16 protein-coding genes are annotated in these 22,246 nt (G+C 57.7%); 8 read left to right on the forward strand and 8 right to left on the reverse strand.

The annotated features are described in order from the left end of the window. Positions 1 to 15: 15 nt before the first annotated feature. Positions 16 to 666 (forward strand): response regulator transcription factor RcsB, encoded by a 651-nt coding sequence (rcsB, locus tag SK50_RS17490; RefSeq protein WP_003859405.1) that lies wholly within the window; start codon positions 16 to 18, stop codon positions 664 to 666. 99 nt (positions 667 to 765) lie between these two features. Here rcsB and rcsC read toward each other — a convergent pair whose 3' ends face one another. After that, entirely contained in the window at positions 766 to 3,612 is a 2,847-nt protein-coding gene (gene rcsC / locus SK50_RS17495) for a two-component system sensor histidine kinase RcsC (protein WP_045343806.1), read from the reverse strand. A gap of 135 nt (positions 3,613 to 3,747) precedes the next feature. Further along, on the reverse strand, positions 3,748 to 6,384 hold the full coding sequence (gene gyrA / locus SK50_RS17500) for a DNA topoisomerase (ATP-hydrolyzing) subunit A (protein WP_015572288.1): 2,637 nt from the start codon (positions 6,382 to 6,384) through the stop codon (positions 3,748 to 3,750). Positions 6,385 to 6,530: 146 nt separating this feature from the next. On the opposite strand from gyrA, the gene ubiG reads away from it, so the two are divergent. The 4 genes from ubiG (at position 6,531) to yfaE (ending at position 11,379) form a co-directional block, all read left to right on the forward strand. After that, complete coding sequence (gene ubiG, locus SK50_RS17505; protein WP_006811346.1) at positions 6,531 to 7,259, forward strand: bifunctional 2-polyprenyl-6-hydroxyphenol methylase/3-demethylubiquinol 3-O-methyltransferase UbiG; 729 nt, start codon at positions 6,531 to 6,533, stop codon at positions 7,257 to 7,259. A gap of 349 nt (positions 7,260 to 7,608) precedes the next feature. Further along, positions 7,609 to 9,894 carry a class 1a ribonucleoside-diphosphate reductase subunit alpha gene (gene nrdA / locus SK50_RS17510; protein ID WP_045341046.1) on the forward strand — a complete coding sequence of 762 codons (2,286 nt, stop codon included), beginning with the start codon at positions 7,609 to 7,611 and terminating at the stop codon, positions 9,892 to 9,894. Between the two features lie 100 nt (positions 9,895 to 9,994). Continuing rightward, positions 9,995 to 11,125: a class Ia ribonucleoside-diphosphate reductase subunit beta gene (nrdB, locus tag SK50_RS17515; protein ID WP_032620274.1), complete on the forward strand. Its 1,131-nt coding sequence runs from the start codon at positions 9,995 to 9,997 to the stop codon at positions 11,123 to 11,125. Beyond that, entirely contained in the window at positions 11,125 to 11,379 is a 255-nt protein-coding gene (gene yfaE / locus SK50_RS17520) for a class I ribonucleotide reductase maintenance protein YfaE (RefSeq protein ID WP_003859419.1), read from the forward strand. Before nrdB ends, yfaE begins: the two co-directional genes overlap by 1 nt. Before the next feature lie 83 nt (positions 11,380 to 11,462). Here yfaE and glpQ read toward each other — a convergent pair whose 3' ends face one another. After that, entirely contained in the window at positions 11,463 to 12,524 is a 1,062-nt protein-coding gene (gene glpQ, locus SK50_RS17525) for a glycerophosphodiester phosphodiesterase (RefSeq protein ID WP_017693020.1), read from the reverse strand. Positions 12,525 to 12,535: 11 nt separating this feature from the next. Continuing rightward, on the reverse strand, positions 12,536 to 13,888 hold the full coding sequence (gene glpT, locus SK50_RS17530) for a glycerol-3-phosphate transporter (RefSeq protein ID WP_003859423.1): 1,353 nt from the start codon (positions 13,886 to 13,888) through the stop codon (positions 12,536 to 12,538). Positions 13,889 to 14,138: 250 nt separating this feature from the next. Between glpT and glpA the strand changes: the two genes are divergently transcribed. From glpA to glpC, 3 genes are read left to right on the forward strand one after another with little or no spacing between them, the layout of a single operon-like run. Then, positions 14,139 to 15,767 carry an anaerobic glycerol-3-phosphate dehydrogenase subunit A gene (gene glpA, locus SK50_RS17535; protein ID WP_045343808.1) on the forward strand — a complete coding sequence of 543 codons (1,629 nt, stop codon included), beginning with the start codon at positions 14,139 to 14,141 and terminating at the stop codon, positions 15,765 to 15,767. Then, entirely contained in the window at positions 15,757 to 16,974 is a 1,218-nt protein-coding gene (gene glpB, locus SK50_RS17540) for a glycerol-3-phosphate dehydrogenase subunit GlpB (protein WP_017693018.1), read from the forward strand. The genes glpA and glpB overlap by 11 nt, the downstream gene beginning before the upstream one ends. After that, positions 16,971 to 18,161: an anaerobic glycerol-3-phosphate dehydrogenase subunit GlpC gene (gene glpC, locus SK50_RS17545; protein WP_023295077.1), complete on the forward strand. Its 1,191-nt coding sequence runs from the start codon at positions 16,971 to 16,973 to the stop codon at positions 18,159 to 18,161. The genes glpB and glpC overlap by 4 nt, the downstream gene beginning before the upstream one ends. A 31-nt stretch (positions 18,162 to 18,192) precedes the next feature. On the opposite strand, the gene SK50_RS17550 is transcribed toward glpC, so the two are convergent. The 4 genes from SK50_RS17550 to tctD all read right to left on the reverse strand — a co-directional run bounded on the left by SK50_RS17550 (position 18,193) and on the right by tctD (position 22,229). Continuing rightward, positions 18,193 to 19,392 carry a nicotinamide mononucleotide deamidase-related protein YfaY gene (locus tag SK50_RS17550; protein ID WP_017693016.1) on the reverse strand — a complete coding sequence of 400 codons (1,200 nt, stop codon included), beginning with the start codon at positions 19,390 to 19,392 and terminating at the stop codon, positions 18,193 to 18,195. A gap of 94 nt (positions 19,393 to 19,486) precedes the next feature. After that, positions 19,487 to 20,029, reverse strand: coding sequence for a YfaZ family outer membrane protein (locus SK50_RS17555; RefSeq protein ID WP_017383419.1), 543 nt, complete (start codon positions 20,027 to 20,029; stop codon positions 19,487 to 19,489). Between the two features lie 129 nt (positions 20,030 to 20,158). Then, the gene (locus SK50_RS17560; RefSeq protein ID WP_045343810.1) at positions 20,159 to 21,568 is read right to left on the reverse strand and encodes a sensor histidine kinase; all 1,410 of its coding nucleotides are present in this window, start codon (positions 21,566 to 21,568) and stop codon (positions 20,159 to 20,161) included. Further along, the gene (gene tctD / locus SK50_RS17565; RefSeq protein WP_006811361.1) at positions 21,555 to 22,229 is read right to left on the reverse strand and encodes a transcriptional regulator TctD; all 675 of its coding nucleotides are present in this window, start codon (positions 22,227 to 22,229) and stop codon (positions 21,555 to 21,557) included. Before tctD ends, SK50_RS17560 begins: the two co-directional genes overlap by 14 nt. Positions 22,230 to 22,246: the final 17 nt, after the last annotated feature.

Below are 22,246 nucleotides of genomic sequence, written 5' to 3' on the forward strand. Positions count from 1 at the left end.
AAGGTAGCCTTATACATGAACAATATGAACGTAATTATTGCCGATGACCATCCGATTGTACTGTTCGGTATTCGCAAATCACTTGAACAGATCGAGTGGGTGAATGTAGTCGGTGAATTTGAAGATTCCACAGCCCTCATTAACAATCTGCCTAAACTTGATGCGCACGTGCTCATTACCGATCTCTCCATGCCTGGAGATAAGTACGGTGATGGGATCACGCTCATCAAATACATTAAACGCCACTTCCCGGACATTTCGATCATTGTTCTGACCATGAACAATAACCCGGCGATCCTGAGCGCCGTTCTGGATCTCGATATTGAAGGGATTGTGCTGAAACAAGGCGCACCTACCGATCTGCCAAAAGCGCTGGCGGCGCTACAGAAAGGGAAGAAATTCACTCCTGAGAGCGTCTCACGCCTGCTTGAAAAAATCAGCGCGGGTGGTTATGGCGACAAGCGTCTCTCGCCTAAAGAGAGTGAAGTTCTGCGTCTGTTCGCTGAAGGTTTCCTGGTCACTGAAATCGCCAAAAAGCTGAACCGCAGTATTAAAACCATCAGTAGCCAGAAAAAATCCGCGATGATGAAGCTGGGTGTGGATAACGATATCGCCCTGCTGAACTATCTCTCTTCCGTGACGCTGAGCGCAACGGACAAAGATTGATCTTCGCTTGGCGCTCGCGCTTAACCGGCCTACAGATCCCGTAGGCCCGCGCAAGCGCAGCGCCGCCCGGCACATAAAAAAGGCCCTTTCGGGCCTTTTTTATTGTCTCGCTTTTCGTACCCGTTCCGCATACACGGACAGCGTCTGCTTCAGTACATCCAGCGTGACCGGCTTCGACAGGCAGCTGTCCATTCCTGACTCCAGACAGCGCTGCTTCTCCTCCGCCAGCGCGTTGGCTGTCACCCCGACCACCGGCAGCGTCAGCCCCAGCTGTCGGATACGCTGCGTCAGACGGTAGCCGTCCATGTTAGGCATGTTCACATCGCTGAGCACAATATCAATATGGTTCTTACTTAAGACATTCAGGGCATCCACGCCATCATTGGCCGTTTTACACTGATAGCCCAGAGAGCCAAGCTGATCTGCGAGCAGACGACGGTTAATTGGATGATCGTCGACGACCAGAATCATCATATCGTCGTTCACCGACGCCAGCTCATCAGGGGAAGCCAGCACGGTGGCGCCGTCGCTGTCCTCAAGCTGCACGCTGTAAATACGCGCCAGCAAGCCCAGCAGCTCGTGCGGTGTCGCCACGCTGTGCACCCATACCCCAGGCGAACGCTCAAGCGGAATACCGATATGACGGCGGCAGAACATCACTACGCCGCGCCCCGCCCACGCCTGCTCCGGCTCAACATCGGCGATCAGCATGTCATCCGCGTCCGGCGTCTGGCCTTCGTAGCGTGAAACCCGCACGCCGCTGCTGGTCAGCATCGAGGTCAGGAAATCATGTAAGGAGGCGTTGTGCACCGCCAGCCAGCAGTGCTTATCGCTCAGCCCGTCGACGGTGGTTTTCGCCGGATAGTGCGCCGAATAGAGCGGAATACGAATGGTGAACTGGCTGCCCATGCCTGGCTCTGTATCGACGGAGATATCTCCATCCATCATACTGATAAGCTTCTCGCAAATCGCCAGACCTAGCCCGGTCCCCTGGAAATTACGCTGGACGCCGGTTCCCACCTGGAAGAACGGATCGAACAGGCGAACGACCTCTTTCGCCGGAATGCCAACACCCGTGTCGCGCACGCGAATGGTCAGGTACTCCCCTGCCCGACAGACGTGCAGCACAATACAGCCGATATCGGTGAATTTGATGGCGTTGCTCAGCAGGTTTGAGATGACCTGTTGCAGACGCATCGGATCGCCATGCAGCGTCAGCGGCACATCCGGCTCGATAAAGCAGTACAGCCCAAGCTGTTTACGCACCACCAGCGGCAGGTAGTTGGCGCAGATATGGTTCATCACTTCGCGCGGGGAGAACTCGCGCGGCTCTATTTTCAACTGCTCGGATTCAATTTTAGAGAAATCGAGAATATCGCTGATGATTTTCAGCAGCAGGCTGGACGAGTTATTCATGGCCGTCACCAGCCGGTCGACCCCTTTCGGCAGCTCTTTGGTCTGGAGCAGATCGAGGTTACCGATAATGCCGTACAGCGGCGTTCGCAGCTCATGGCTGACGGTCGCGAGGAACATCGATTTCGACTGACTGGCCTGCTCCGCCGCCTGCGCCATATCCTGCAACGACTCTTCCATTTTCACGCGCGCAGAGACGTCCACCAGCACGCAAATGGCCACGTTTTCATTGCGGTAGCGCGAATGGACGAAGCTAATTTGCAGGTTGGTGTGGGTGCTGGTCAGCACATCCACAAAGTTAACCTGCTGACCGCAGATGATCTGCGTTAACCGCTGGCGGTCTTCATGCGTGAGCATGTTCAGGTAGTTATGGGCAAGCTCATTACTGAGGATATTTGTCCCGTCCTGAGTACGCAGGATGCAGATCCCCACCGGCGCCGAGGCGACAATTTTACGGTTAAACTGCTCATGCTCTTCCAGACGCTGAGCATCCGCTTCCGCCGGAATAAAGATCCGCCGCTCATACATTCTCGCCAGCATAAACAGCGCGACGCCTACCGCGATGTTCAGCAAAATGGCGTTAAGGATCAGGATGCGAATGCGCTCCAGCACCTTGTCCACCGGCAGCGAGTAGACAATGCTCAGCGACGATGGCGGTAAACTTTTCTTCAGCACCAGCTCGCGGAACCCGGAGGTATAGCCAAACCATGACCGCTCCTGCATCCAGCTGGGCTCCACCTTCAGGCGGTTTTCAGGCCCGGTAAGGGAGATGAGCGAATGGCCGTTTTCATCCAGAATGGTCACGCCCATCGGCAGACTGCCCGGCGTGAAGAAGTTTTCCATGCGGATGGTTTGTTCAATCCCCAGCAGCGCTTGCAGGCGGTTTCCGAGGTAAACCGGAGTCAGGGCATAGAAATAGCCGACGCCCATGCGCGGCCCCTGGCTTATCCAGAAGATGTTGTTCCCGCGCTCTTCCTGAGGCGCATTGCGGTATTTAACTATGCGCTCATGCAGGCTTTTCAGCGCATCTTCGCGTTCGACGGGCATATCCCGCAGGCCGAAATCCGCCATGCAGAGATTTTCGTTGCTAATCAGGTAGACGCGGTTCAGATCGTAGGCGGCCGAGAAGTTATCGCGCCAGTAGCGCATAAACCATGACAGGGACTCCAGTGAACCACGCCAGGCTTTGCCCATGGCGGAACAATCGGAGTCCGGGAAGAGCGGTTCGAAATCAGGTACTTCGGTTTTTTCATCCCGACCGCGGATGGCAAGAATGCCGTTCTCCGCCGTGAGTCGATTCTCAGCAATATACTTAAGCTCTTTCATCACGTCAGAGGTGCGCTGGATATAGCGCTGGGCCTGATCCGAGCTTAAGTTAAACTCCTGGCGGATCTCCGCTTCTTTCTGGTGTAACGCGTTAACGATGTAAAACACCGAGAGCAGTGCCACCAGCAACCATAGCAGTAGCGCAAGCGCCCGAAACAGATAGCGAGAGACTTTTAACGTGGTACGAAAGGAGACGAGGTATTTCAAAGGGGCGAGGCTCCGCCGTCGGGGTCAAAAAGAATGTGGTTAAGGTAGCGGTAAACGCGGCTTGTCGCAACGTTCACTTGTCTGCTTGCGCAAAACAAAAGGGCCGGAAACCGGCCCTTTATGCGTCAGGAGACGTTACTCGTCAGCGTCATCCGCTGCTTCATCATCGGTGTCCGCTTCCGGGGCGATTTCATCATCCCCTTCCGCGACGCTGCCGTCGATAGAGTCGAGCTCTTCGTCATCCACCGGCTCAGCAACGCGTTGCAGACCGACGACGTTTTCATCTTCCGCAGTACGGATGAGGATAACGCCCTGGGTGTTACGACCCACCACGCTGATCTCAGACACGCGGGTACGCACCAGCGTACCGGCATCGGTGATCATCATGATCTGGTCCGCGTCGTCCACCTGCACCGCGCCAACAACGGAACCGTTGCGCTCGGTCACTTTGATGGAGATAACGCCCTGCGTGCCGCGAGACTTGGTCGGGTATTCGCTTTCCGCCGTACGTTTACCGTAGCCGTTCTGGGTGACGGTCAGGATTGCGCCTTCGCCACGCGGAACGATCAGGGAAACCACGCTGTCTTCACCCGCCAGCTTGATACCACGCACGCCGGTCGCCGTACGACCCATTGCGCGCACGGCGTTCTCTTTAAAGCGCACCACTTTACCGGCGGCAGAGAACAGCATCACTTCATCGGAACCGGAGGTCAGATCCACGCCGATCAGCTCATCGCCTTCGTTCAGGTTCACCGCGATGATCCCGGCAGAACGTGGACGGCTGAACTCGGTCAGCGCGGTTTTCTTCACGGTACCGCTCGCGGTCGCCATAAAGACGTTCACGCCCTCTTCGTACTCGCGTACCGGCAGAATAGCGGTGATACGTTCGTTCGCTTCCAGCGGCAGCAGGTTGACGATAGGACGACCCCGCGCGCCACGGCTCGCTTCCGGCAGCTGATAGACTTTCATCCAGTACAGACGGCCCCGGCTGGAGAAGCAGAGGATCGTGTCGTGGGTGTTGGCCACCAGCAGACGGTCAATGAAGTCTTCTTCTTTAATACGTGCCGCAGATTTGCCTTTACCGCCACGACGCTGTGCTTCATAGTCGGTCAACGGCTGATACTTCACGTAGCCCTGGTGAGACAGCGTCACTACCACGTCTTCGCGGTTGATCAGATCTTCAATGTTGATATCAGAGCTGTTGGCCGTGATTTCGGTGCGACGCTCGTCGCCGAACTGATCGCGAACCAGCTCCAGCTCTTCACGGATCACTTCCATCAGGCGCTCTGCGCTACCCAGGATATGCAGCAGCTCGGCAATCTGCTCCAGCAGCTCTTTGTACTCGTCGAGCAGTTTTTCATGCTCAAGGCCGGTCAGTTTCTGCAAACGCAGATCCAGAATCGCCTGGGCCTGCTGTTCAGTCAGGTAGTACTGACCGTCACGCACGCCGAATTCCGGTTCCAGCCACTCAGGACGCGCAGCGTCATCACCGGCACGTTCCAGCATTGCCGCCACGTTGCCCAGATCCCATGGACGCGCAACCAGCGACGCCTTCGCTTCTGCCGGCGTCGGCGCACGGCGGATCAGCTCGATGATCGGGTCGATGTTCGCCAGCGCAACGGCCAGTGCTTCAAGGATATGGGCACGGTCGCGCGCTTTGCGCAGTTCGAAGATGGTACGACGGGTCACCACTTCACGGCGGTGACGCACGAACGCGCTCAGGATCTCTTTCAGGTTCATGATCTTCGGCTGGCCATGGTGCAGCGCGACCATGTTGATACCGAAGGAGACCTGAAGCTGAGTCTGGGAGTAAAGGTTGTTCAGCACAACTTCACCCACCGCGTCGCGCTTGATTTCAATCACGATGCGCATACCGTCTTTATCAGACTCGTCACGCAGCGCGCTGATGCCTTCAACGCGTTTTTCTTTTACCAGCTCGGCGATTTTTTCAATCAGTCGCGCTTTGTTCACCTGATACGGGATCTCGTGAACAATAATGGTTTCACGGCCGGTTTTAGCGTCCGCTTCCACTTCGGCGCGGGCACGGATGTAAATCTTGCCGCGACCGGTGCGGTACGCTTCTTCAATACCGCGACGGCCATTGATGATTGCCGCCGTCGGGAAGTCCGGGCCCGGGATGTGTTCCATCAGCCCTTCAATGCTGATGTCTTCATCGTCAATGTAGGCCAGGCAGCCGTTGATCACTTCCGTGATATTGTGCGGTGGAATGTTGGTTGCCATACCGACGGCGATACCGGACGAACCGTTCACCAGCAGGTTTGGGATCTTCGTTGGCATAACGTCAGGAATTTTTTCCGTGCCGTCGTAGTTATCAACGAAATCAACCGTCTCTTTTTCCAGGTCAGCCATCAGCTCATGGGCAATCTTCGCCAGACGGATTTCCGTATAACGCATTGCCGCGGCGGAGTCGCCGTCGATAGAACCAAAGTTACCCTGACCATCTACCAGCATGTAACGCAGCGAGAAGGGCTGCGCCATACGGACAATGGTGTCGTACACCGCGGAATCACCATGAGGATGGTATTTACCGATTACGTCACCAACGACACGGGCAGATTTTTTGTAGGCTTTATTCCAGTCATTGCCCAATACGTTCATGGCGTATAGTACGCGACGGTGTACCGGCTTCAGGCCATCGCGGACGTCCGGCAGCGCACGGCCAACAATGACCGACATCGCATAGTCCAGATAGGAGCTTTTCAGCTCTTCCTCGATGTTAACCGGTGTAATTTCTCTCGCAAGGTCGCTCATCTAACCGCTATCCCTCTACTGTATCCCGGATTCAAAGGTCGCAAATTATAACACAGCCGCGGTGATACAGGTAAACCTATACGCTTTATTCACAGGGATTGCCTGATATACTCATTTGTCTTGCTAAATAAGGAGTAAAAGCGCCCATGAATGCCGAAAAATCCCCGGTGGCTCACAACGTTGACCACGAAGAGATTGCCAAATTTGAAGCGGTGGCGTCCCGCTGGTGGGATCTCGAAGGTGAGTTCAAACCTCTGCATCGTATTAACCCGCTGCGTCTGGGCTATATCGCGGAGCGTTCCGGCGGTCTGTTCGGTAAGAAAGTACTCGACGTCGGCTGCGGCGGCGGCATCCTGGCGGAAAGTATGGCGCGTGAAGGGGCCACCGTCACCGGTCTGGACATGGGCTTCGAACCTCTACAGGTTGCGCGTCTTCATGCGCTGGAGTCCGGCGTACAGGTAGAATATGTCCAGGAAACCGTGGAAGAGCACGCGGCAAAACATGCGCACCAGTATGACGTGGTGACCTGCATGGAGATGCTGGAGCACGTTCCCGATCCGCAGTCGGTGGTCAGCGCCTGTGCAAAACTGGTGAAACCGGGTGGACAGGTCTTCTTCTCGACCATCAACCGCAACGGCAAAGCCTGGCTGATGGCCGTGGTAGGCGCGGAATACGTGCTGCGCATGGTGCCGAAAGGGACGCACGACGTGAAGAAGTTCATCAAGCCTGCCGAACTGCTGGGCTGGGTTGACCAGACATGGCTTAAGGAGCAGCACATGACGGGTCTGCACTACAATCCGCTGACGGATAAATTCAAACTGGCCCCGGGCGTGGATGTTAACTATATGTTGCACACAACCGCCAAAAACGACTAACGTCATCCGTTATTCTTATAATGATTGCGCGACATCATGTTGCGCAATTCTGACCTCCCGTTGAAGAAATCAGCACTCGATCAAATTTTGAATTTTTTTTCTTAATTATTGACATCTCTTCCAGGCCTTACGGCACGAGGACTTAGCCTTTTTTACCCTTTCACAACCTCAATTTAACGTCAAAATCAACCCTTGTGCTGAAAAGATTCGATACTAGAATACTCACCATATAGCGTTCTTCTTATCGCAAAACCCCTATATGTAGTATTTATCCACAGAGTTAGTCACAAGACGGTTCTGTGGATAAGCGGGGGATATTTTTTTATTTCACGGACAGGTAAAAACCCACATGAATCAGAGTCTGCTGGTGACAAAGCGCGACGGTACCACCGAGCGTATCAATCTGGACAAAATCCATCGAGTTCTCGACTGGGCAGCAGAAGGACTGAACAACGTATCTATCTCCCAGGTTGAACTGCGTTCTCACATTCAGTTCTACGACGGCATCAAAACGTCTGATATCCACGAAACCATTATCAAAGCCGCGGCAGATCTGATCTCCCGCGACGCACCGGATTATCAGTACCTCGCTGCGCGTCTGGCGATTTTCCACCTGCGTAAAAAAGCCTACGGCCAGTTCGAGCCGCCGAAGCTTTACGATCACGTAGTGAAAATGGTCGAGCTGGGCAAATACGACACGCATCTGCTGGAAGACTATACGGAAGAAGAGTTCGAGCAGATGAACGGGTTTATCGATCACTGGCGCGACATGAACTTCTCCTACGCAGCGGTGAAGCAGCTCGAAGGCAAATACCTGGTTCAGAACCGTGTGACGGGCGAAATCTACGAGAGCGCCCAGTTCCTCTATATTCTGGTGGCCGCCTGCCTGTTCTCTAATTACCCGCGTGAAACCCGTCTGGACTACGTGAAGCGTTTCTACGATGCGGTCTCTACGTTCAAGATTTCTCTGCCTACGCCAATCATGTCTGGCGTGCGTACCCCTACCCGTCAGTTCAGCTCCTGCGTACTGATCGAGTGTGGTGACAGCCTGGATTCCATCAACGCGACCTCCAGCGCCATCGTGAAATACGTCTCCCAGCGTGCCGGTATCGGCATCAACGCCGGTCGTATCCGTGCGCTGGGCAGCCCGATCCGCGGCGGTGAAGCGTTCCACACCGGCTGTATTCCGTTCTACAAGCACTTCCAGACGGCAGTAAAATCCTGCTCTCAGGGCGGCGTGCGTGGTGGTGCAGCGACCCTGTTCTACCCGATGTGGCACCTGGAAGTGGAAAGTCTGCTGGTTCTGAAGAACAACCGCGGCGTGGAAGGCAACCGCGTGCGTCACATGGACTACGGCGTGCAGATCAACAAGCTGATGTACACCCGTCTGCTGAAAGGGGAAGACATCACCCTGTTCAGCCCGTCCGACGTCCCGGGTCTGTACGACGCGTTCTTCGCCGATCAGGACGAGTTCGAGCGTCTGTACACCAAATATGAAAAAGACGACAGCATTCGTAAGCAGCGCGTGAAGGCGGTAGACCTGTTCTCCCTGATGATGCAGGAACGTGCCTCTACCGGCCGTATCTACATCCAGAACGTGGACCACTGCAACACCCACAGCCCGTTTGACCCGGTGGTTGCGCCAGTGCGCCAGTCTAACCTGTGCCTGGAGATCGCCCTGCCGACTAAACCGCTGGAAGACGTGAACGACGAAAACGGTGAAATCGCGCTCTGTACGCTGTCCGCGTTCAACCTGGGTGCGATTAAGAGCCTGGACGAGCTGGAAGAGCTGGCCGTGCTGGCAGTTCGCGCGCTCGACGCCCTGCTGGACTACCAGGATTACCCAATCCCGGCCGCTAAACGCGGTGCAATGGGCCGTCGCACCCTGGGTATCGGCGTGATCAACTTCGCCTACTGGCTGGCGAAAAACGGCAAGCGTTACTCCGACGGCAGCGCCAACAACCTGACGCACCAGACGTTCGAAGCGATTCAGTACTACCTGATGAAAGCGTCCAACGAGCTGGCGAAAGAGCAAGGCGCGTGCCCGTGGTTCAACGAAACCACCTACGCGAAAGGCATTCTGCCAATCGACACCTACAAGAAAGACCTGGATGCGATCGTCAGCGAGCCGCTGCATCTCGATTGGGAAGGCCTGCGCGAGTCCATCAAGACCCACGGCCTGCGTAACTCCACGCTCTCTGCCCTGATGCCGTCCGAGACCTCGTCGCAGATCTCTAACGCCACCAACGGTATTGAACCGCCGCGCGGCCACGTCAGCATCAAAGCGTCGAAAGACGGCGTGCTGCGTCAGGTGGTGCCGGATTACGAAACGCTGGGTAACAACTACGAGCTGCTGTGGGAAATGCCAAACAACGACGGCTATCTGCAACTGGTGGGTATCATGCAGAAGTTTATCGACCAGTCGATCTCTGCCAATACCAACTACGACCCAACGCGCTTCCCGTCTGGCAAGGTTCCGATGCAGCAACTGCTGAAAGACCTGCTCACCGCCTACAAATTTGGCGTGAAAACGCTGTACTATCACAACACCCGTGATGGTGCGGAAGACGCCCAGGACGACCTGGTGCCGTCAATTCAGGACGATGGCTGCGAAAGCGGCGCATGTAAGATCTAAGCACTTCGCCGGGTGGCGCTACGCTTACCCGGCCTACGGTTTTTTAGGCCCGGCAAACGCAGTGCCGCCGGGCAATAAAATCTCAACAGGACTCACCGCAATGGCATATACCACCTTTTCACAGACGAAAAACGACCAGCTCAAAGAGCCGATGTTCTTCGGCCAGCCGGTCAACGTGGCACGCTACGATCAGCAAAAATATGACATCTTCGAAAAGCTGATTGAAAAGCAACTCTCCTTCTTCTGGCGTCCGGAAGAAGTTGACGTTTCCCGCGACCGTATCGATTTCCAGGCGCTGCCGGAACACGAAAAGCACATCTTTCTCAGCAACCTGAAGTACCAGACGCTACTGGACTCCATCCAGGGCCGTAGTCCAAACGTGGCGCTGCTGCCGCTGATCTCGATTCCTGAGCTGGAAACCTGGGTAGAGACCTGGGCGTTCTCCGAGACGATCCACTCCCGCTCTTACACCCACATCATCCGCAACATCGTGAACGATCCGGCGGTGGTGTTTGACGATATCGTCACCAATGAGCAGATCCAGAAGCGCGCGGAAGGCATTGCGCACTACTACGACGAGCTGATCGAGATGACCAGCTACTGGCATCTGATGGGCGAAGGCACGCATAACGTGAACGGCAAAACCATTACCGTAAACCTGCGGGCCCTGAAAAAGCAGCTGTACCTGTGCCTGATGAGCGTCAACGCGCTGGAAGCAATCCGCTTCTACGTAAGCTTCGCCTGCTCCTTCGCTTTTGCCGAGCGCAAGCTGATGGAAGGTAACGCCAAAATTATCCGCCTGATCGCCCGTGACGAAGCCCTGCACCTGACCGGCACCCAGCATATGCTGAACCTGCTGCGCAGCGGCGCGGACGACCCGGAAATGGCTGCGATTGCCGAAGAGTGCAAGCAGGAATGCTACGATCTGTTCGTGCTGGCCGCCCAGCAGGAGAAAGAGTGGGCAGACTACCTGTTCCGCGACGGCTCCATGATTGGCCTGAACAAAGACATTCTGTGCCAGTACGTGGAGTACATCACTAACATCCGCATGCAGGCTGTGGGTCTCGATCTGCCATTCCAGACGCGCTCTAACCCGATTCCGTGGATCAACACCTGGCTGGTGTCCGATAACGTGCAGGTTGCGCCGCAGGAAGTGGAAGTGAGTTCTTATCTGGTCGGTCAGATTGATTCTGAAGTCAACACCGACGACCTGAGCGATTTCCAGCTCTGATGAGCCGCGTAACGCTGAGCCTTTCTGGTACAGAGGTGTTGTGCCAGGAAGAGCACCCTTCTCTGCTGGTGGCGCTTGAAGCGCATCAGGTAGAAGTAGAGTACCAGTGTCGTGAAGGCTACTGCGGCTCCTGCCGCTGCCGTCTGGTCGCAGGCCAGGTAGACTGGCTGACCGAACCGCTGGCCTTTATCAGCGAAGGGGAAATTTTGCCCTGCTGCTGCCGGGCAAAAGGCGATATTGAGATCGAGATGTAATTATGTCGGGTGGCGCTTCGCTGACCCGACCTACAAAACCGCAGTTCGTAGGCCGGGTAAGGCGCAGCCGCCACCCGGCAATTTCAGCGTTTATCCTTCAAAAAGCTCACCGCTTTATCCGGGAAATCCGTAAACAACCCGTCCACATCCGCCTGGTTATACAGCACGTCGTAAAGCTGATTCACGTCCGTCGCATACTCCGGCAGCTGGTCTGCGCGTACGGTATACGGATGCACCTGCATCTTGCTCGCATGCGCCTCTTTCACCATCGCCGTCAGCTTCACGTGACCCGGCGTTGAGCCTTCCGCCACCAGCATGTGGTAATCCGGCCCGATGCCGTCGGCGTACTGCGCAATCTGCTTCATCGCGCCCGGCTTAAACATCCAGTCATAGCTGTAGTTCACCCACTTCCCGTCCGGCTGTTTTTCCTGGGTTTCATTCCAGTCGGTATACGCAATCAGCTGCACCAGATTGAGATCCATCCCCATTTTCGGCTCCAGCTCGGTTTTGATGCGCTTCAGTTCCGCGGCGTCGAAACATTGCAGGAAAACCTTATCCTGCTTGCTGGTGTAGCCGTACTTTTTCAGTACCTCCAGCGTCTTCGCGGCAATGTCCTTCCCTTCCTGATGGTGGAACCACGGCGCTTTGATTTCCGGGTAGATACCGATATTTTTTCCTGTCGAGTGGTTCAGCCCCTGAACAAACTCGATCTCCTCTTCGAAGGTGTGAATACGGAAGTCAGACTTGCCCATCGGGAAACGTCCCGGATAGACCTGTACCTTCTTACCGTTTTCAATCTCGAAGCCCTCGGTAAACTTCAGCGAGCGGATCTCCGCCAGCGTGAAGTCGATGGCGTAGTAGCGACCATCTTTACGGGCGCGATCCGGGAAACGCTCCGCCACGTCCGTCACGCGGTCAAGATAGTGGTCATGCAGAACGACCAGCTGGTCGTCCTTCGTCATCACCAGATCCTGCTCCAGATAATCCGCGCCCTGGGCATAGGCCATCGCTTTTGCCGGCAGCGTATGCTCCGGCAGATAACCGCTGGCGCCACGGTGGGCGATCACGATCTTATCCGCCGCCAGCGCGGAGCCTGTCATCAGGCCCGCCAGCAGCAGACCTGTCGCTAACTGAGTTAATTTCATCGCAATGCTCCTTATTGACGACGCGCCAGCACTTCGGCGTGGTGACGTTTTTCACCAATCATCACAACAACCAGCAGCAGAACAGCCAGCACGCTGCCGCCAATCATCACCATAAAGCCGCCATCCCAGCCGAAGAAGTCGACGGTGTAGCCGACGATGGCGCTCGCAGCGACCGAACCGCCGAGGTAGCCAAACAGACCGGTAAAGCCTGCCGCCGTGCCTGCCGCTTTCTTCGGCGCCAGCTCCAGGGCATGCAGACCAATCAGCATAACCGGACCATAAATCAGGAAGCCGATGACGATCATACAGGCCATATCCACACCCGGATTCCCCGGCGGGTTAAGCCAGTAAACGACCGTCGCGATGGTGACCAGCGTCATAAAGAACACGCCCGTCGCCCCACGGTTGCCCTTAAACACTTTGTCCGACATCCAGCCGCAGATCAGCGTGCCGGGAATGCCCGCGTATTCATACAGGAAATAGGCCCAGGAGGATTTATCCAGCGCGAAGTGCTTCACCTCTTTCAGGTAGGTTGGCGACCAGTCGAGGATGCCGTAGCGCAGCAGGTAGACAAATACGTTTGCCACCGCGATGTACCACAGCAGCTTGTTCGGCAGCACGTACTTCATGAAGATCTGCTTTGCCGTCAGCTCTTCTTCGTGCTTCTCGCTGTAATCATCCGGGTAGTCGTTTTTGTACTCTTCAATCGGCGGCAGGCCGCAGGACTGTGGGGTGTCGCGCATCAGAGCGAAGGCGATAATCGCCACCAGAATGGCGCCAAAGGCTGGCATATAGAGCGCGGCATGCCAGTCGTTGAACCAGGCCATCCCCAGCAGGAACAGCAGCGGCGGAAGCCCGCCCCCGACGTTATGTGCGCAGTTCCACACAGATACAATTCCACCACGCTCTTTCTGTGACCACCAGTGAACCATGGTGCGTCCGCATGGCGGCCATCCCATCCCCTGGAACCAGCCGCAGAGGAACAGCAGCACGAACATGATGGCAATGCTGGAGGTCGCCCACGGCACAAAGCCCATGAACAGCATCACCGCTGCCGCGAGGATCAGACCGGCGGGCAGGAACACGCGCGGATTCGAACGATCCGACACCGACCCCATAATGAACTTCGAAAAACCGTACGCGATGGAGATCCCCGACAGCGCAAATCCCAGATCGCCGCGAGAGAAGCCCTGCTCCACCAGGTACGGCATGGCGAGCGCAAAGTTTTTACGTACCAGATAGTACGCCGCATACCCGAAGAAGATCCCGAGGAAGATTTGCCAACGCAGACGGCGGTAGAGAGGATCAATCTCTGCCTCTGGCAGTCGCGCCCGATGTGGCGCAGGTTTAAAGATACTGAGCATAACAGCCTCCGTGGCCTTTCAAAAAATGACCGGGCATCTCGCGCCCGGCTACAGAGGCGGCGATGTTAAGAAATCACGGTGAATGTTACTGTGAATCAACGCACAGATTGTTACAGAAATATGACAGAATGCGCAAAAAAGCGCATGAAATCACGTTTCACTTTCGAATTTCGCGCGTTTATGTTCGAAATCAAACAAACCACACGATCAATGTGGCTAAATGCTAAAAAACGAACATAGAGGAAAGGCAATGACAATTCACGATCCACGCTTCAGCGATGTGATTATCATTGGCGGTGGCGCGACGGGTGCCGGCATCGCACGCGACTGCGCCCTGCGGGGATTGAGCGTCACGCTTCTGGAACGCCACGATATCGCCACCGGCGCGACGGGACGTAATCACGGTCTGTTGCACAGCGGCGCCCGCTATGCGGTCACTGACGCTGAGTCAGCACGCGAGTGTATCGCTGAAAACCAGATCCTCAGGCGCATCGCCCGCCACTGCGTTGAACCGACCAACGGTCTTTTTATCACCCTTCTAGAAGATGACCTCGGCTTTCAGCAAACCTTTATCACCGCCTGCACGGCGGCAGGCATTCAGGCCGAGGCGATCGATCCTGCGCAGGCGCGCCGTCTTGAACCCTCGGTAAACCCGGCGTTACTGGGCGCGGTAAAAGTACCGGACGGAACCGTTGATCCTTTCCGCCTGACCGCCGCCAATATGCTCGACGCGCGGGAACATGGCGCCCAGATCCTGACCGGGCATCACGTCACCGGGCTTATTCGTGAAGGTAATACCGTGCGCGGGGTGCGCGTGTTTGATGCGCAGTACAACGAACACCGCGAGCTGTATGCCGCCGTCGTGGTCAACGCGGCGGGGATCTGGGGCCAGCGCATCGCGGAATACGCGGACCTGTCGGTGCGCATGTTCCCGGCGAAAGGCTCGCTGCTGATCCTCGACCACCGCATCAATAACCATGTCATCAACCGCTGCCGTAAACCGTCTGACGCCGATATCCTCGTGCCGGGGGACACCATTTCGTTAATCGGCACGACCTCAATGCATGTGGACTACAGCGAAATTGATTACAACCGCGTCACCGCTGAAGAGGTGGATATCCTGCTGCGCGAAGGGGAAAAGCTGGCCCCGGTGATGGCGCAGACGCGTATTCTGCGTGCCTACGCGGGCGTGCGTCCCCTCGTCGCCAGCGATAACGATCCGAGCGGGCGTAACGTCAGCCGCGGCATCGTGCTGCTCGATCACGCCGAACGCGACGGCATGGACGGGTTTATCACCATTACCGGCGGCAAGCTGATGACCTACCGGCTGATGGCCCAGTGGGCCACCGATGCCGTCTGCCGTAAGCTCGGCAACACCGCACCGTGCGTGACGGCGGAACAGGCTCTGCCCGGCTCGCAGCAATCGACAGAAAAAACGCTGCACAAAATCATTTCACTCCCTGCCCCGCTTCGCGGTTCGGCGATTTACCGCCACGGGGACCGCACCCCAACCTGGCTCGGTGAAGGGCGACTCAGCCGCAGCCTGGTGTGCGAATGCGAAGCCGTGACCGCAGGCGAGGTGCAGTATGCCGTGGAAAACCTGACGGTGAACAACCTGCTCGATTTACGCCGCCGCACGCGCGTCGGGATGGGCACCTGTCAGGGGGAGCTGTGCGCCTGCCGTGCCGCCGGGCTGCTGCAACGTTTTCACGCCACCACCTCAACCCAGTCGCTTGCCCAGCTCAGCGATTTTTTAAACGAGCGCTGGAAGGGCATTCAGCCCGTCGCCTGGGGCGATGCCCTGCGCGAAAGCGAGTTTACCCGCTGGGTCTATCAGGGGCTTTGCGGTCTGGAGAAGGAGCACAACCATGAAATTTGATACCGTGATTGTGGGTGGGGGACTGGCGGGCCTGCTGTGCGGCCTCAAACTGACGCAGCGGGGTCTGCGCTGCGCCATTGTCACTCGCGGTCAGAGTGCCCTGCACTTCTCTTCCGGCTCGCTGGATTTACTGGGCGCGCTATCGTTCGCCGATCTGCCGCCTGAACATCCCTACCGCCTGACGGGCGCAGAGAATATGGCCCGCTTTGCCTGCGAAACCGAACACCTGCTCACCACCTGCGGCGCACGCATGCAGGGTGACGCCGAGCAAAATCATCAGCGCGTCACGCCGCTCGGCACCCTGCGCGCCGCCTGGCTTAGCCCGGAAGAGGTGCCTGTCGCCCCCATCGCTGCCGAGCGCGTGCGGGTGGTGGGGATCAGCGGCTTCCTCGATTTCCAGCCGCATCTGGCCGCCGCGTCTCTCAGACAGCAGGGTGTTCAGGTGGATACGGCGGAGATTGATCTCCCCGAACTCGACGTGCTGCGCGAAAACCCCAGCGAGTTTCGTGCGGTGAACATTGCCCGCCTGCTGGATAATGAAAGTTACTGGCCGCAGCTGTACGCGGCGCTTCAACCGCTCGGCGAGACCTGCGACGCCCTGTTTATGCCCGCCTGTTTTGGCTTAACGGACAACCGGCTCTGGCGCTGGCTCTCGGCGCGCCTGCCCTGTACGCTCGGTTTACTGCCGACGCTCCCCCCTTCCGTGCCCGGCATTCGTCTGCACACCCAGCTTCAGCGTCAGTTTGTTGCCCAGGGTGGCGTCTGGATGGCAGGCGACGAGGTGAAAAAAATCATCCTGGCTGAGGGCGCGGTAAGCGAAATCTGGACCCGCAACCACGGCGACATCCCGCTTCGCGCACGCTTTACGGTGCTGGCAAGCGGCAGTTTCTTCAGTAACGGTCTGCTGAGCAGCCGGGATGGCGTGCGTGAGGCGATCCTCGGTCTGGACGTCCGGCAAAGCGCTTCCCGCGCGGACTGGTATCAAAGCGATTTCTTCACCCCGCAGCCCTGGCAGCAGTTCGGCGTGATCGTCGACAGCCAACTGCGCCCGCGGCTGGGCGGGGAACCGGTTGAAAATCTTTACGCCATCGGCTCGGTTCTGGGCGGGTACGATCCCGTGGCGCAGGGCTGCGGTGGCGGCGTCTGCGCCGTCACTGCGCTGCATGTCGCGGAGCAGATTATCCAGCGCAGGGAGGGAGCACAATGAACGACACCCAATTTGAAAGCTGTATCAAATGCACGGTCTGCACCACGGTTTGCCCGGTCAGCGGCGTCGATCCGCGCTATCCCGGCCCGAAACAGGCCGGTCCCGACGGGGAGCGTCTGCGCCTGAAGGATGGCGCGCTCTACGACGAGGCGCTGAAATACTGCATCAACTGCAAACGCTGCGAAGTTGCCTGCCCGTCGGACGTGAAAATAGGCGATATCATCCAGCGCGCCCGCGCCCGCTACAGTACGCAAAAACCGACGCTGCGTGACGCGATACTGAGCCACACCGATCTGATGGGTAGCCTCTCGACGCCTTTCGCGCCGGTCGTCAATGCCGCCACCGCCCTGAAGCCGGTGCGCAGGCTGCTGGATGCGACGCTCAAAATCGACCATCACCGCAGTCTGCCGAAATATTCTCACGGCACCTTCCGCCGCTGGTTTAAATCCGTGGCGGCAGAACAGGCGCAGTTCTCTGAGCAGGTCGCCTTCTTCCACGGCTGCTACGTGAACTACAACCATCCGCAGCTGGGGAAAGACCTGCTGAAAGTCCTGAACGCCATGGGAACGGGCGTTCAGCTGCTGAGCAAAGAAAAGTGCTGCGGCGTTCCGCTGATTGCCAACGGCTTCATCGACAAAGCGCGCAAGCAGGCGAGCAGCAACGTCACCTCTTTACGTGAGGCGATCGTCGACAAAGGGATACCGGTACTGGCGACGTCGTCAACCTGTACCTTCACGCTGCGCGATGAATATCCGCATCTGCTGGAGGTGGATAACACCGGCCTGCGCGAGCACATTGAGCTGGCGACCCGTTTTCTCTGGCGCAAACTGGACAGCGGGCAGACGTTACCGCTGGGCAAATTGCCGCTGAAGGTGGTGTATCACACGCCATGTCATATGGAGAAGATGGGCTGGTCGATCTATACGCTTGAGCTGCTGCGTCTGATCCCGGGGCTGGAGCTGACGGTGCTGGACTCACGCTGCTGCGGCATCGCTGGCACCTACGGCTTCAAGCGTGAAAACTACCCAACGTCACAGGCCATTGGCGCGCCGCTGTTCCGCCAGATTGAAGAGAGCGGCGCAGATATCGTGGTGACAGACTGCGAAACCTGTAAGTGGCAGATCGAGATGTCCACCAGCAAACGCTGTGAACATCCCATTACCTTGCTGGCAAAAGCGCTGGCGTAACCGTTGCCGGGGACTCTGCCCCGGCACACTCTCACTCTACGAACAGCGATTCCACGACGTTGATCCAGCCGTGCTCGCTGGCGACCTCTTTCCCGTTCAGCCAGCGGCGCAGCATGTTCAGCGCCATCATCGCGCACACCTCCTGACGCACGGCCAGGCTGTGGCGGGTAATGCTCATCCTGACCCGCAGGGCGTGCGTCCCTTCCGGCGTTGCCAGGGCAAAGTTGAGGTGCTCCTCATCCAGCCCGCCCACAAACAGCGCCAGCCCGGCGAAATGCTTCACTCTGCGCTCGGACGCCCAGCGCGCCGTCTGCGCCAGCGTCTCCTGCTGGAACGGCACCACTTCACTGGCCAGCAGCGGCGCACCCGCACGGGTAAGCTGAAGCGCCAGAAGCCCACCGGTAAACTGCTCGCTTAACGTCACGCTCAACTGGCGGGACTGCAAATGCGCTGCGATCTGCGCCGGCAGCCCTTCCGTTCCTTCGAAAATCAGGCTTTCCCCGGCGACGCGCTGCACTTCCGGCCACAGCGCCAGCATGGCGGCTTTCTCTGACGCCGGTCCGGTCAGCTTCAGTTCAATAATCGGCATGGAGGAGCGATAGCCCATCGACACGCCAGGAGGCAGTTGCAGGTGATCGAGGCTCTGGGCCAGATCGCTTTCCGAGCGACCAAAGGTGGTCAGACGCAGGCACAGCGGCGGTTCAGGCAGCGTAAAGCGCGCGCGCAGGCGCGGCAGGATCTGCTGCTCGACCATCACTTTAAATTCCGACGGGACGCCCGGGGTGAAGAACATCAGGCAGCGGTTCAGCTGAACGGCAAACCCGCAGGCGGTGCCGACCGGGTTATCAATCAGTTCCGCGCTGGCGGGAATTTCAGCCTGCTTGCGGTTGCTGGGGGCCATCACGCGGCCACGCCCGGAGAAAAAGCGCTCCATCTGTGCCAGCCACGCCTCGTGCAGAACCAGGCCTTCGCCTTTGGCCGTGGCGGCGGCCAGCGCGCTGAGATCGTCGCTGGTGGGTCCCAGCCCGCCGTTCACAATCAGCACGTCGCAGCGTTCGCTGCGCTCGCGCAGAACGTTGACCAGCGACTCAAGATTGTCACCTACGGTGTTGCGGCGCGTTAACGGTAATCCTTGCTCAAAGAAGAGATCGGCGAGCCAGGCGGCATTGGTATCAATGATTTGCCCATGCAGCACTTCGTCGCCAGTGGATAACATTTCCACATTTATCATTGTGTTCTCCCATTTCAATGGTCAAAACACTATAGCGCAATCGAGGACCGGGGGAAGAGAGAAACTGGCGCGACTGAACGCCGCGCCGAGAGGATTAGAAACCGGCGCTCACGCCAATGTACGGGCCGTCTGCCAGGGCGTTGTCGCGGTTGCCGTCTTTACCGGCCAGGTTCAGATAGCGATAGCCCGCTTCGATGGTGATCGGACGCATGATGGTCCAGCGCGCGCCGGCATTAGCTTCCTGATAGCTGTCGATACCGCTGGAGAGGGAATCCGGGGAGTAGTAGTACTCACCGAACAGGCCAAAGCTGTCGCCAATTTTCCACTGCAAGCCGCCGCCCACTGCCGCCGCGTAGCCTTCGTCGCCGTCGTTCGGGTTGGTGTAAATGCCTTTACCGCCGACGGTCGCCAGGAAGGGACCCAACGGCACGTTGAAGCCGAGGCCCAGGCTTGCCGCATCCCCATCGTCGTCGTTGTGCGTCCAGCCGCCGGTCATTGCCAGGCCTGCGCTATCCGTGCCAAGACCAAAGCCCAGATGGGTATAATCTTGTCCCGCCGAGCCGTTGAAGGAAATTGCGTTTGCCGCTGCTGAAACAAACATCAGGCCGCTTAAGCCCATTAATGCCACTTTTTTCATTGTCGTGATCCCGCACAATTTATTCAGAGATGTCCAAAAACCGCGAGATTTTAACCTGACTGCCTGTGTGATCAATGGACTCCGCGTGCGGCGGGCAATTAGTTTGTAACGATTTGATAATATCGGCATTTATACCAGCATCAGAAAGCGCATTTTCACGCTCAGCCCACCCAGATTTTCACTGGGCATCAGCTGAAGATGGCTGCGGTGCAGGCGGGCAATATCGTTAGCCAGCGCCAGGCCAATGCCGGACCCGGCGGCATCGCCCACGTTATCCAACCGATGAAACGGCAGCATGGCCTGGGAGATCTGGTCTTCAGCAATGCCCGGTCCGCTGTCCTCCACGCTCAGCTCAACGGCATCGTTAGCCGTGCGCAGGTACACCGTCACGACGCCCTGCTCCGGTGTGTATTTGATTGCGTTCTCCAGCAGGTTGGCGCAAAGTTCGCCCAGCAACACGTCATCCCCCTCAATCATTACCGACTGCTGTACGCCGTCATAACCGAGATCGATACCCTTGCTGCGCGCCTGCGCCAGCCGGGAAAAGCAGCAGTTTTGCACCACCTGTACCAGATCGACAGGCGCAAACTGTCGCTCCCCCTGCTCTTTTCGCTTCACCGCCGAAAGCTGCAACAGCCTTTCCGTCAGCACGATGGTGTTATCCAGCGTGACGTTCATCGCCCGTAAGCTCTCCTGCCACAGCGCCGGATCGTTACGCGTCAGGGCAACCGATACCTGGGTTTTCAGCACCGCCAGCGGCGTTTTGAGCTGGTGTGAGGCGTCGGCGTTAAAGCGCGCCTGCCGCGAAAGTACGCCGCGCAACCTGTCGATATAGCGGTTAAATGCCACAATCAGCAGCCGCGTTTCCGACCAGGGCAGCAGCTCCGGCAGCGGAGCCAGCAGCCCGGGCTCACGGCGCACCATCAGGGACGAGAGCTGCCGCATCGGGCGCAGCACACGACGCAGCAGCCACGCGGTCAGGACCAGCGTAAGCAGCACCAGCAGCCCCTGCGACACGAGCGAGGAAAACAGCAGCTGAGTGGCCAGATAGCGCCGCGACTGCAACGTTTCGGCGACGTAGATCTCCGCCATCCCGAACACACTGTCCTCGTTAACCGGCTGGAGCAGCTTCGCCACGCGGATCGCCTGCCCGCGATACTCGGTATGATAAAACCACGCCAGCGCCGGATAGTGTGTAGTGCGCGACGTGGAGGGAGGCATATTCGGCAGATCGTCGTAGCCGGAGATCGTCCGCCCGTCAGGGTCCACGACCTTGTAATAGAGGCGATCGTTCATGTTCAGCTCGAAGCTGTCGAGCACGACCCAGGGCACGTTCACCTGGAGCTTGCCGTTGTGCACCACCAGCCGCTCTGACACCGTGCGCGCCGAGGATAACAGCGTGCGGTCATAGGCCTGCGTCGCCGCCTGTAACGCGCTAACGTAGCTGTTAAAGGCTGACAGCCCCCATAACAGCAGCAGCGGCAAACCCAGAAAAAGCAAAAGTTGCAGGTAAAGCGACTGCGGCTTAACCCACCTCATCGCCGCACTCCAGCACGTAGCCCAGCCCCCGGAGGGTAATGATCCGCACCCCGCTGCCGGTCAGCTTCTTACGCAGGCGGTGAATATAGAGATCGATGCTCTCGGGGCTGACGTCGTCGTTCAGGCTGAATACCTGGTCGAAAAGCTGTTGCCGGGAGACGGGACGGGTCCGGCGGTGCATCAGCACCTTCAGCAAAGAGAGTTCGCGCGGCGTGAGGGAAAGGGGTTCATCGCGCAGCAGAAAAAAGCCTTCATCATCGTACTCCAGCTCTCCCAGCCGCTGGCGCTCCTGGGTTCGTCCTTCGCTGCGGCGCAGCAGCGCGCGCAGGCGGGCATCAAGCTCCTCCAGCTCGAACGGTTTCGGCAGGTAGTCATCCGCCCCGGCATTCAGCCCCTTCACCCTGTCTGCCACGTTGCTGCGGGCGGTAAGAAACAGCACCGGCAGCGTCTGCCCGCGCTTTCTCAGGCGATGCACCACCTCCAGCCCGTCGAAGCCGGGCATGCCGATATCAAGGATCGCGACGGCATAGTTTTCTCCCTGCAAAAGATGATCGGCCGCCCGTCCATCGTTGACGCAATCCACGGCAAATCCGTTTTGTACCAGCGCTTTTTCCAGCCAGTGAGCCAGCTCACGATTATCTTCCGCCAGTAAGAGACGCATATCACATCCTGTAAAGT

Source organism: Enterobacter sp. BWH64 (assembly GCF_001037645.1).
GTDB lineage: Bacteria > Pseudomonadota > Gammaproteobacteria > Enterobacterales > Enterobacteriaceae > Enterobacter > Enterobacter hormaechei_C.